Source organism: Halomonas cerina (assembly GCF_014192215.1).
In the GTDB taxonomy this organism is placed as follows: domain Bacteria; phylum Pseudomonadota; class Gammaproteobacteria; order Pseudomonadales; family Halomonadaceae; genus Halomonas; species Halomonas cerina.
In genome coordinates, this window is record NZ_JACHXP010000001.1 from 168,481 (window position 1) to 180,675 (window position 12,195).

Here is a 12,195-nt window from a genome sequence, read left to right on the forward strand (position 1 = left end):
TGTCACGGCGCCGTCAGACTTCCTTGAGCCCCTGCTCCCGCTGGGCCAGGTTCCAACCGCCCAGGTCCTTGTAGCGATTGACCATGGCGCAGAACAGCTCGGCGGTGCGCTCGGTGTCGTAGCGGGCCGAGTGGGCGGCGCTGTTGTCGAATTCGATGCCGGCGGCTCGACAGGCACGCGCCAGCACAGTCTGGCCGTAGACCAGGCCGGCGAGGCTTGCCGTATCGAAGCTGGAGAAGGGATGGAAGGGGTTGCGCTTGATGCCGCAGCGAGCGACAGCGGCGTTCAAGAAGCCATGGTCGAAGGCGGCGTTGTGGCCGACCAGTACCGCCCGTGTGCAGCCGTGGGCCTTGATCGCCTTGCGCACCGGGCGGAAGAGTTCGCCCAGGGCTTCGGCCTCGCCGATCGCTACCTGGCGGCGCAAGGGGTCGTCGAGGCGGATGCCGGTGAAGTCCAGTGCCGACTGCTCCACGTTGGCGCCCTCGAAGGGGGTCACATGGTAGGCATAGGTGGCATCGGGGATCAGGTTGCCTTCGGGGTCCATGGTCAGGGTCACGGCGGCGATCTCGAGGATCGCATCGCGTTCCGGGTTGAAGCCCCCGGTTTCCAGGTCCACCACCACGGGCAGGAAGCTGCGGAATCGCTGCGCCATGAGTTCGCGGGCGATCGCCTCGCTCATGCACCCCTCCTTGTCTGGGCCATCGGGTCGTCTCGAGCCGCGAGAGTCTACCAGCTCGGGCGCGTCACGTCCCGTCGCGGTATTCGCTGCTCCCTCGTCGCGCTATAATTAACCGCTTGTGACGTTCATCTTAGAGGAGCCCCCAGCATGTCCGATGTCAAGAAGGTCGTGCTCGCCTATTCTGGCGGCCTGGACACATCCGTCATCGTCAAGTGGTTGCAGGAAACCTACGACTGCGAGGTGGTGACCTTCACCGCCGACATCGGCCAGGGCGAGGAAGTCGAGCCGGCGCGGGCCAAGGCGCAGGCGCTGGGTGTGAAGGAGATCTATATCGAGGACCTGCGCGAGGAGTTCGTCCGCGACTACGTCTATCCGATGTTCCGTGCCAACACGATCTATGAAGGCGAATACCTGCTGGGCACCTCCATCGCTCGCCCGCTGATCGCCAAGCGGCTGATCGAAATCGCCAACCAGACCGGCGCCGACGCCATCTCCCACGGCGCCACCGGCAAGGGCAACGATCAGGTGCGCTTCGAACTGGGGGCCTATGCGCTCAAGCCTGGCGTCAAGGTGATCGCGCCGTGGCGCGAGTGGGATCTGACTTCCCGCGAGAAGCTGATGGCCTACTGCCAGCAGCACGACATCCCGGTGGACTTCACCAGCCAGAAGAAGAAGTCCCCCTACTCCATGGACGCCAACCTGCTGCACATCTCCTATGAGGGCGGCAACCTCGAGGACCCCTGGGTCGAGGCCGAAGAGGACATGTGGCGCTGGAGCGTGGCGCCGGAGGTAGCCCCGGATACCCCCACCTATGTGGAACTGACCTATGACAAGGGCGACATCGTGGCCATCGACGGCGTGCCAATGCGGCCCCACGAGGTGCTCGAGAAGCTCAACCATATAGGTGGCGACAACGGCATCGGCCGCCTCGACATCGTCGAGAACCGCTATGTGGGCATGAAGTCACGCGGCTGTTACGAGACCCCGGGGGGCACCATCATGCTGCGCGCCCACCGCGCCATCGAGTCGCTGACTCTTGACCGCGAGGAGGCCCACCTCAAGGACGAGCTGATGCCCAAATACGCCGAGGTGATCTACAACGGCTACTGGTGGAGCCCCGAGCGGCGCATGCTGCAGGCGGCCATCGACGAGACCCAGAAGAATGTCTCCGGCGTGGTGCGCATGAAGCTCTACAAGGGCAGCGCCACCGTGGCGGGTCGCAAGTCAGACGCCTCGCTGTTCGACGAGTCCATCGCCACCTTCGAGGACGACGCCGGCGCCTACGACCAGAAGGATGCCGAGGGCTTCATCAAGCTCAACGCCCTGCGTCTGCGCATCGCCGCCGGCAAGGGCCGTCAGCAGGATTGATACCGGGCCGGCGCGAGCCGGCCCTTTTCTGCACCAGGAGGTGGGCCCATGCTGAAGAAACTGCTGTCTGGCCTATTCGGTGGTGGGGAAGACAAGCCGGAGGAGGCTCTCGCCGCCGAGCCGGTGGCGTACAAAGGCTACCTGATCGTCTCCGAGCCTGCCGACGAGGGCGGCCAGTTTCGGGTCAGTGGCTGGATCCGCAAGCCGCTGGAAGGAGGCGGGGCGCTCGAGCATCGCTTCGAGCGCTCCGACATGGTCCCGGGGCGTGAAGCCTGCAACCAGTTGATGGTCAGCAAGGCCCAGCGCTTCATCGACGAGGTGGGCGACGACATGTTCGCTTCGCGTTGACCCGAAAGGCTATCACCGTGACGACGCCGGCCCTGATGGGCCGGCGTCGCTGTCTGTGGCCGGCCGGCGTGCCAGGTTGCCGGTGGCTCGGTACACTGGCCCCGTTCCGCGTCGACCCGGAGGGGCCATGAAGCTGCTGCAGCGCGCCTCGGCCTGGCGTGAGCTCTTCGCTGGCGACCGCCTGCCCGACCCGACGGCCTGGCCACCGGTGCTCTCGCCGCTGCAACAAGCCCTGACCGCCCTGGGGGCCGAGCCCGACCTGGCCCATGTGCATGCCTGGCGCCTCTCGCTGGTCGACGCGCTCGATCGCCTCGACCTGCCGGCCTGGCGCATCAGCCAGCTGGTCAGCGACCTTAACGACTGGCTCTATCGCCGCGCGATCACCCTCAGCCTGGAGGAGATGCGTAGTCGGGGCTGGGGCGAGCCGCCGGTGGCCTTCTGCGTGCTGACCCTAGGGTCGGCAGCGCGTCACGAGAGCCTGCTCGGTCCGGATCAGGACAATGCCATGATCATCGCCGACTATCCGGATGCCCGGCATGTCGAGATCGACGGCTACTTTCAGGCCCTCGGCGAGCGCTTCACCGCGCGTCTCGCCGATGCCGGTATCCCGCTGTGTCCGGGGCATGTCATGGCCCGCTGGCCCATGTGGCGCAAGCGGCTCGGTGAATGGGACGCACAGCTTGCGATCTGGACCGCCGAGCGCCGGGTCAAGCGGGTGCAGCAGGCCAATATCCTGCTCGATTTCCAGCCGGTGTACGGGGACAAGACCCTGGCCGAGACCCTGCGCGACCGGGTGGTCGCCCTGATGCCTCGAGCCCACCTGTTTCTGGATGAGATGGAAGCGCTGCTCAACGAGCTGCCGGTGGCGCTGGATCGCCTCGGGCGCCTGCGAAGCGGCGACGCCGCGGCACCCCACGGGCGGGCCCTCGATCTCAAGCATGGGGGTGTGCTGCCACTGGTCAATGCGGTGCGCCTGCTGGCGCTGCGCCATGGCGTGCGGTCATCGGCCACCCGGGAGCGCCTGGTGGCACTGGTGCTCGCAGAAGCCTTGACGGCCGACCAGGCCCGGACGCTGACCGCGGCCCTGGAGCGTCTGCAGGCGCTGCTGCTCGAGAGCCAGCGCCGGGCCCTGGCGGAGGGGCGCGCCCCGGACGGCTGGGTGGATCTCGACCGCCTGGACGAGGCGCAGCGCCTGCTGCTACGTCACGATCTGGGCATCATTCGTCGGCTGGTGAGGGAGGCAAAGACGCAGTAGGCGTGGAATTCAAACAGGGAACCTACTGAACCGCCGGTACGGTGGCGGAACCGAATCAGGCCTGGGTGGCCGATATCACGGCGATCTGGACACTGGAAGGATGGCTCTATCTGGCGGCGGTGCTCGACCTCCATGACCGGCAGTTGGTGGGCTGGGCGATGGCGGACCACATGCGCACGCCGCTCTTACTGGACGCCTTGGAGATGGCCGTGGGTCGCCGGCAGCCCAAGAGCGGGTTGATCCATCACAGCGACCGCCATCCAACGTGAAGGGCTGGCCTGCTCGCACAGCAGGGCACACTCGCGGCGCTGGTGAAATATCCGGGCTAAGCTAGCCTACACACATGGAGTAAGGGATTTTGCCAGCCACTCGCTGCGCAGAATAAGGTGAGGAGGCCAACTGCGTGGCATGTTCCCTTGCCGGCCAAGGGGGGGATGACACCCATGGCCAAAGCAGGCAAAGCCAACGAGGTCATTTCGCTGCCACCGGGCGGTGGAGCGGTGTCGGGTATTGGTGAGACCTTCTCGCCAGACCTCTTCACTGGGACCGGGAACTTCACCGTTCCGATCGAACTCCCCCCGGGCCGGAACGGCTTCCAGCCCGAACTCAAGCTGATATACAGCACGGGTAACGGCAACGGGCCCTTTGGTCTTGGCTGGAGCTTGAGCATCCCCGGCGTCAGTCGCAAGACCTCCAAGGGGGTACCTCGCTACCGCGACGCAGCGGACGTTTTCCTCCTTTCCGGGGCCGAGGATCTAGTACCCGTTTCCGGCGACTTCCCCGGTGAAGTCCAATATCGTCCTCGCACCGAAGGCCTCTTCGCGCGCATCGCCTATCACCGCGACAACCAAAACAGCTTCTGGAAGGTCTGCAGCAAGGACGGCCTGGCGAGTGTCTATGGCACGCCTGCGGCGCTTGGGGCCGATCCGGCCGTAGTGGCTGCTCCTGACGACCGGACTCAGGTCTTTGCCTGGAAGCTCACCCGGACCCTGGATGCCTTCGGCAACCGGATCGAGTATGAGTATGAACGAGATAGCGGTGAGGAAGGGCCTCATCGCTGGGATCAGCTATATCTCAAGCGCATCCGTTACGTCGAGTATAACGAGGCGGGCACGAATGCCGAGCGGTTCCTGATCTCGGTCGGCTTCGAGTACGAAGAGCGCCCCGACCCCTTCTCCGACTACCGCTCCGGCTTCGAGATCCGCACCCGCAAGCGGTGTCGGCGGATCGTGGTCCGGACCCATGCGGACAAGGACCGACGCGTCCGCATCTACCAGCTAAGCTATCTCGACGAACGCATCGCGGCCGGTGAGCTACCCGAGGCGCTCTCGCCGCTCAACGGCGCCTCCTTGCTCAGCCAGATCCGGGTCATCGGCCACGATGACGAGCAGTCAGAAGAAGCGGATCAGACCGCAGCCCTTCCGCCACTGGAATTCAGCTACACCACGTTCCAGCCCAAGGAGCGAGACTTTTTTCCGCTCGAAAGCCGCAACCTGCCGGCCCGTTCCCTGGCCAGCCCGAACCTGGAGCTGGCCGACCTCTTCGGCAATGGGCTTCCCGACATCATCGAGATGAACGGCGCTGTCCGCTACTGGCGCAACTTGGGCGGCGGCCGTTTCGATCTGCCGCGCGAGATGCGGGAAGCCCCGGTCGGGCTTCGACTGGCCGATCCGGGCGTCCAGCTCATCGACGCCAACGGCGACGGCCGCATCGATCTGCTGGCCACGGCGAACGGGCTTTCCGGCTACTTCCCCTTGAACTTCCAGGGGGCCTGGGACCGACGTTCCTTCCAGCGCTATCGGCAGGCCCCCAGCTTCAATCTGGAAGATGCCGAGGTGCAGCTCGTCGATCTGGATGGCGACGGGGTCACAGATGCCATTCGCTCGGGCCGCCGTTTCGAGTCCTTCTTCAACGATCCCCTGGAAGGCTGGAACGATACCCGCCGGGTAGAGCGCCGAGACCTCGAGGCGTTTCCCGACGTCAACTTCTCCGATCCGCGCGTCCGCTGGGCCGACATGACAGGGGATGGCCTGCAGGACATCGTCCTGGTCCACGATGGCAACATCGAGTACTGGCCCAACCTGGGCCACGGCGACTGGGGCAAGCGCATCCATATGCGGGGCGGCCCGCGTTTTCCCTATGGGTACGACCCACGGCGCATCCTGCTCGGCGACGTGGACGGCGATGGCCTGGCCGACCTGGTGTACGTCGATCACTGCAAGGTGGTGCTGTACATCAACCAGGGCGGCAACCGCTGGAGCGAGCCGATCGAGATCGACGGTACCCCGCCTGTGACCGACCTGGATGCCGTGCGCCTGATGGATATGCTGGGCACCGGCGTCAGCGGCGTGCTGTGGAGCGAGGAAGCGAAAGGGCAGGGACGTCCTCATATGTTCTTTCTCGATTTCACCGGTGGGGCCAAACCCTACCTGCTGGACGAGATGGACAACCACCTGGGGGCGGTGACACGAGTGGCTTATGCGCCCTCCACTCGGTTCTATCTGGAGGACGAACAAAGTCCTGAGACACGCTGGCAAACGCCGTTGCCGTTTCCCGTCCAGGTGGTGGCCCGGGTCGCGGTCGTCGACGAGATCTCGCGGGGCAAGCTGACCACCGAATACCGCTACCATCACGGCCATTGGGACGGCGCCGAGCGCGAATTCCGCGGCTTTGGGCGGGTCGACCAACGGGATACCGAAGTCTTTGAGGATTACCAGGCCGCCGGCCTGCACCCGGACCGATCTTTCGCAGCCGTAGCGAGCGAATCGTTTTCACCGCCGACCGAGACACGCACCTGGTTCCATCAAGGGCCTATCGGCGAGGAGTTCGGCGACTGGTACGAGGCGGACTACAGCGCGGAGTTCTTTCCCGACGATCCACAGCGGCTCGAACGACCCGCAGACTTTGCGGCCTTCCTCCGCGACGCTGACATTCCGCGCCGCGTGAAGCGCGATACAATTCGGGCACTCCGCGGGCGCATCCTGCGGACCGAGCTCTATGCCCGGGACGACTCGGCGCGCGAGGACCGGCCCTTCACCGTGACCGAGCACCTCCACAGCGTGCGCGAGGAGCAGGCGCCCGCCGATCCAGGCGATCGGTCGCGCCAGCGGATGTTCTTTCCTCACCCCGTTGCCAACCGCACCACCCAGTGGGAGCGCGGTGACGACCTGATGACGAAGTTCCGCTTCACCGAGGATTACGATCCTTTCGGCCAGCCGCAGCAGGAGACCCGGATCGCCTGTCCACGCGGCTGGCGGGAGCTCGAGGACACGCCGGGCGAGCCGTATCTGGCCACTCAGAGCCGCACGGTCTACGCCGAGCCCGTCGACCCTGAGGTCTACATCGTGGACCGAGTGGCGAAGGTCACCACCCGCGAGACCGGGAACGACGGCACCCAGCGCGTGCTCGAACTGAAAGACGTACCCGACGACAGCGCCGCGCTCACGGTCATCGAGCAGACACTTAATTTCTACGACGGCGAGGCCTTCGAGGGACGGTCTTTTGGCGAAGTCGGGGAGCACGGCGCCCTGGTGCGTTCCGAGAGCCTGGCGCTTACCGAGGACATCCTGCACGACGGCTACAAGAGCGGCGACGCGATTGCGGATCCGCCCGAACGGCCGTCCTACCTGGTGCCGGGGGCTGCGCCGGTGGCCAACGTCGAGCATCCGCAGGAATTCCTCGACTTCCTGCCTGAGCTCGCCGGTTATACCTTTCATCCCGGCGATGCCGATCGCGAGCGCGGCTACTTCGTGGTTACCACTCGGCACAAGTACGACGTTCAGGACAGCCCGGAGGGAACGGGACAGGGCATGCGGATCGTGACCCGCGACCCGCTGGGGGATGAGACCGGGAACCGCGATACCCATATCGACTACGACTTCTTCGACCTGTTGCCGACCAAGGTCACCGATCCGGCCGGCCTGGAGATTCTCGCCAGCTACGACGCGCGCGTGCTGCAGCCGCGCGAGGTGAGCGACTCGAACGGCAATCGCACCGAGTACGCCTTCACCCCGCTGGGGTTGCTCGAGGAGATCTTCGTCCGGGGCAAAGATGCCACCGAAGGAGACGACAACCGGCCCAGCACGCGCTTCGAGTACGACTTTCTGGCCTTCGCCAACAGCCCGCCCGATCAGCGCCAGCCCGTTTTCGTGCACACCATCCAGCACGAGCATCACGATACCGAAATGGACGTGCCCCTGCCGGAGCGGAATGCGACCATCGAGACACGCGAATACTCCGACGGCTTCGGCCGTCTGCTGCAGACGCGCACCCAGGCCGAGGACGTGCTCTTCGGCGAACCGGTTTTCGGTGGCGGGGTGCTGCCGGCGGATCAGGACGAGACGGCCAGTACCCAGGCCGCCGTGGTCGGGCAGGAACGCAGCCCGGGCGATCCCCCCAACGTCGTGGTCAGCGGCTGGCAGATCTATGACAACAAGGGACAGGTGGTGGAGCAGTTCGAGCCGTTCGTCTCCCGGGGCTACGGTTACCTTTCCCCAGACGACGAACGGACCCGGTTCGGGCGGGAGGTGCTCGGCCAGAAGGTCACCCTGTTCTACGACCCGCGCGGCCAGGTGATCCGTACCGTCAACCCGGACGGCTCCGAGCAGCGCGTCGTCCAGGGCGTTCCGGGCAGCATCGCCCAGCCCGACGTGGCGCGCCACAATCAGAACGGCGAGATCGTATTCGAGCCAACGCCTTGGGAGACCTACACGTATGATCCAAATGACCTGGCTTCGCTGAGCGAGCCTCCCGATCAGACCGGCCTCACCCTGGCGGATCGCGCGCCGGAAGATCACCACTTCACCCCGGCCAGCATCGAGGTGGATGCGCTGGGCCGAACGATAAAGTCGGTCGAGCGCAACGGGCCAAACCCATCCGCCGACTGGTTCACCACGCGCTCCACATACGACATTCGCGGCAACCTGCTCACCGTGACCGACGCCCTGGGCCGGAAAGCCTTCCAGTACACCTACGATCTTGCGGACAACCCGCTGCGCATCGAGAGCATCGACGCGGGCCTGCGGCGCCTGGTGCTGGACGCCGCCGGCAACGAGATCGAGCGGCGCGATGGCAAGGGCGCACTCATCCTCCAGGCCTACGATCGCCTGCAGCGACCGATTCGAATGTGGGCGCGCGATGATGCCGCCGGCACCGTGACCCTGCGCGAGCACCTGGTCTACGGCGACGCCGGCGATCCGGCTCAGGCTCCAGTCGAGCGGGCAACCCATCGCGCCGAGAACCGACTGGGTGCGCTCCACGAGCACTACGACGAAGCGGGCCGCCTGACGTTCGAGCGCTACGACTTCAAGGGCAATGTGTTGGAGAAGGTGCGGCAGATCATCGGCGATGATGCCATCTCCAGCGTGGTCGCTTCCGCGTTTCAAGTGGATTGGCAACCGCCCGGCGGCACCACCTTGGACGCCCATGCCGCCACGCTGCTCGACTCCTTCGAGTACCGCACCTCGTCCGCGTACGACGCACTCGACCGAATCAAGCGCACGCTGTATCCCCAGGATGTGGAGGGACAGCGCCAGAAGTTGCGTCCGATCTACAACCGGGCCGGCGCCCTGCAGCGGGTGACGCTTTCAACGGATAGCAACGCCGAGCCCGTCACTTACGTCGAGCACATCGGCTATGACGCCAAGGGACAGCGCACGCTGATCGCGCTGGGCAACGGCGTGATGACCCGCTACGCCTATGATCCTGAGACGTTCCGGCTGGCGCGGCTGCGTAGCGAGCGCTACGAAAAGCCAGAGCCGGACACGCCTATCTACGAGCCCACCGGCGCTGCGCTCCAGGATTTCGCGTACGAGTATGATCTGATCGGCAACATCCTCGCGATCACCGACCGCACACTGGGTTGCGGCGTGCAGGACAACCCGCAGTCCGCACTCGTTTCCGATCCAGCCCTGGCATCGCTGGTGGCCCAAGGCGATGCCCTTATCCGCCGGTTCATCTACGATCCCCTCTACCGCTTGACCGCAGCGACGGGACGCGAGTGCCAAGACATTCCACGGCCTCGCCCGTTTGCGGACGACCAGCGCTGCGGTGCCAACTCAGGGAACCATGGCACACCGAACCAGGAAAACGCCCCCCATCTTACCGCCCCCTATCGCGAGGAGTACGCCTACGACCCGGCGGGCAACATGCTCTCCCTGACCCATCGGCACAACGGCAACGCCTGGACACGGCACTTCGGCATGGGCGGGATGACGCCAGAGCAGTGGAATAACGAGTGGCCCGTCCACCTTGCCACGGGCGAATGGCCCGATCCTCGCGGCAACCACCTGACGCATGTGGGCCATCAGGCTGCAAATATTCCTCAAAGTCATTTCTTCGATGCCAACGGCAACCTGACGCGGGAACACACGGCGCGTCACTTCGAGTGGGACCACAGTGACCAGCTGAAGGCCTACCGTACCCAAGTGGAGGGTTCGCCGCCGTCGGTGCGCGCCCATTACCTCTATGATGCGATTGGCCAGCGGGTAAAGAAGCTGGTCCGCAATCAACAAGGCGAGATCGAGGCAACGATCTACATCGACGGGTTTTTCGAGCACCACCGCTGGCAGGGTAACGGCTCTGGTACCGGAGAGAACAACCGATTTCACGTGATGGACGATCAGCAGCGCATCGCCATGCTCCGTGTCGGTGATCCGCACCCGAAGGATGAGGGGCCGAAGGTGCAGTACCCCCTGGGCGATCATCTGGGAAGCAGCAATCTGGTCGTTGATGATCAAGCGAACTTCATCAATCGCGAGGAATACACACCCTACGGCGAGACCAGCTTCGGCAGCTTTGGCAGGAAACGGTATCGATTTTCGGGCAAGGAGCGGGATGAAGAAAGTGGGTTGTACTACCACGGGGCAAGATATTACGTGCCATGGGTAGGGAGATGGGCAACAGCGGACCCTGCGGGATTGGTGGATGGAACGAACTTGTACCGATATGCTCGGGACAATCCGATTGGCCTAATCGATCCAGAGGGTATGCAGGCACAGCCAGAGAACGAAAGAGGAAGAACACGAAACTTACAACCATCCATAGTTTCTGTCTCTTCGGAGAAAAAAGACGAGCTATCAAAGGAGCTTGATATACAGTTAGGATCGTCGCGAGGCCTGGAAGGCGCTGTCGAGGAGGGAAGCAAGGAGGCCAGGACTCAGCCCCTGGCTCTGATGGAGCAATTGGAGCAGTCGGCTCAAGAAATAAGCGAGATAGAGTATCCAAAGAATGTCGATTTGAGGCTTGAAAAGTTTTTACTGGAGCTCAAACTCATAGGTATGCGCTTAGAGGAGATTCGACGGATTGTCGAATTACGAGAGGGAGGTACGTATGGCGAGGAGCTCGGGTCACCGAACGAAAATCAGACTCGCAATGAATCGGCCAGGGGTGAACGAGAGGCGCAGAAGACAGGATTAACGAATGAGCGAAAGCTCCCCCCAGACCTCGGCCTCGGACCTGGCTCGACCGGCGAGCTAACTTTAAGGGATGACCGCCCAAAACCTAAACGATTCCGCCAAGGAGAGCGGTTGAGAGGGCGGCTAAGTAAAGGAAAGGATTATTTGGATATCGCAAGTGGATTTGCAGAGCTGTTTGGCCTCACAAAGCTTTCGCTTGGGGAGGCTTTTAAAAAAGGTCCCGTGGAGTTCACGCTTGTTGTCGTATGGCAAGCGAAGCAGGGTGCAAAAATGACCAGAGACTTTCTCCTTTCCAAAGGGGAAGAAGCTCTTATAGGGTTCTCGGAGCAGGCAGCCAAATGGATTTTTGGTGAGGCAACCCAAAGCCGTGAAGGCGCCGATGAAGGGCGACCATGCGTTCCATGCATGATTCGGTGGCGCCTTTAACGGGCAGACTGATCCGCTTCAAGTCTTCAAAAGCAAGTCTATACAAACTTGACCGCTAAAAGACAACTTATGCCACTCACCGAGATTGCAGCTATTGCGGGACCGATCGTGGCTCTGATCGGAGCGTATCTGGCCTACAGCCATCGGCGCCAGATAAAGCTACAAGTGGCGGAGAAGCGCCTGGCCGCCTACGAGGCGCTGTGGGATAAGATGGGTATTGCCAGCCCGGTACGGCTGACCGAGTGGAAAGCTGAGCCGCTTACACAGCAGGAACGCGAAAAACTCTTTGACGACTTTACCGCCTGGTACTTTAAGAATGGTAACGGCATGTTCTTGGGCGGAAGAACTCGTTCCGTTTACCTGCGGGTGAAGGATAACTTGATCTGCGACCTTGCGTATTACGAGCCTCTATCTATCCGTGAAAAGTTGCGCCAATTGCCGTCCGAGCGGCAGGAACAGGCGCGCGGATACCTCTCCATCCGTCAGTTGTCGCTGCTTCGTAACCGCATGAAGGCCGATCTGGACGTTTACGGGTTACCCTACCATGTTGATCTGGACGGGGATGACAAGGCATTTTTGGATTGCTGTGGGGAAGATCTATCTTCGAAGCCGTGGATCAGACGGCAACGTATGCCCAAAAAGATTGATCAGAATGTGAAGATCTTTCCCAAGCAAGAGAGCTAAACGAGAGGCACTCCGTCGTT

At 63.3% G+C, this 12,195-nt stretch carries 6 protein-coding genes and 1 pseudogene; 6 read left to right on the forward strand and 1 reads right to left on the reverse strand.

What is annotated here, in order from left to right; all coding sequences use genetic code 11:
* Positions 1 to 13: 13 nt before the first annotated feature.
* Positions 14 to 679 (reverse strand): ribonuclease T, encoded by a 666-nt coding sequence (gene rnt / locus FHR94_RS00800; RefSeq protein ID WP_183323550.1) that lies wholly within the window; start codon positions 677 to 679, stop codon positions 14 to 16.
* A gap of 147 nt (positions 680 to 826) precedes the next feature.
* Here rnt and FHR94_RS00805 point away from each other — a divergent pair, with 147 nt between their 5' ends.
* The 6 genes and pseudogenes from FHR94_RS00805 (at position 827) to FHR94_RS00830 (ending at position 12,175) form a co-directional block, all read left to right on the forward strand.
* Positions 827 to 2,047, forward strand: a complete 1,221-nt coding sequence (locus FHR94_RS00805; RefSeq protein ID WP_183323552.1) for an argininosuccinate synthase — start codon at positions 827 to 829, stop codon at positions 2,045 to 2,047.
* A gap of 48 nt (positions 2,048 to 2,095) precedes the next feature.
* A complete protein-coding gene (locus tag FHR94_RS00810) occupies positions 2,096 to 2,395 on the forward strand; it encodes an HlyU family transcriptional regulator (RefSeq protein WP_183323554.1) in 300 nt (99 codons plus the stop codon).
* Positions 2,396 to 2,522: 127 nt separating this feature from the next.
* A complete protein-coding gene (locus tag FHR94_RS00815) occupies positions 2,523 to 3,650 on the forward strand; it encodes a DUF294 nucleotidyltransferase-like domain-containing protein (RefSeq protein WP_183323557.1) in 1,128 nt (375 codons plus the stop codon).
* Between the two features lie 38 nt (positions 3,651 to 3,688).
* Positions 3,689 to 3,907: pseudogene (locus tag FHR94_RS00820) on the forward strand (transposase); the annotation flags it as partial.
* 186 nt (positions 3,908 to 4,093) lie between these two features.
* Positions 4,094 to 11,491 carry a SpvB/TcaC N-terminal domain-containing protein gene (locus tag FHR94_RS00825; RefSeq protein ID WP_183323559.1) on the forward strand — a complete coding sequence of 2,466 codons (7,398 nt, stop codon included), beginning with the start codon at positions 4,094 to 4,096 and terminating at the stop codon, positions 11,489 to 11,491.
* 69 nt (positions 11,492 to 11,560) lie between these two features.
* Positions 11,561 to 12,175 carry a hypothetical protein gene (locus FHR94_RS00830; RefSeq protein ID WP_183323561.1) on the forward strand — a complete coding sequence of 205 codons (615 nt, stop codon included), beginning with the start codon at positions 11,561 to 11,563 and terminating at the stop codon, positions 12,173 to 12,175.
* The last annotated feature ends 20 nt before the right edge of the window (positions 12,176 to 12,195 follow it).

Excerpts from the sequence above, each read along its gene's own strand:
- rnt (WP_183323550.1), bottom strand. The coding sequence starts at position 679 with ATGAGCGAGGCGATCGCCCGCGAACTCATGGCGCAGCGATTCCGCAGC.
- FHR94_RS00805 (WP_183323552.1), top strand. The coding sequence starts at position 827 with ATGTCCGATGTCAAGAAGGTCGTGCTCGCCTATTCTGGCGGCCTGGAC.
- FHR94_RS00810 (WP_183323554.1), top strand. The coding sequence starts at position 2,096 with ATGCTGAAGAAACTGCTGTCTGGCCTATTCGGTGGTGGGGAAGACAAG.
- FHR94_RS00815 (WP_183323557.1), top strand. The coding sequence starts at position 2,523 with ATGAAGCTGCTGCAGCGCGCCTCGGCCTGGCGTGAGCTCTTCGCTGGC.
- FHR94_RS00825 (WP_183323559.1), top strand. The coding sequence starts at position 4,094 with ATGGCCAAAGCAGGCAAAGCCAACGAGGTCATTTCGCTGCCACCGGGC.
- FHR94_RS00830 (WP_183323561.1), top strand. The coding sequence starts at position 11,561 with ATGCCACTCACCGAGATTGCAGCTATTGCGGGACCGATCGTGGCTCTG.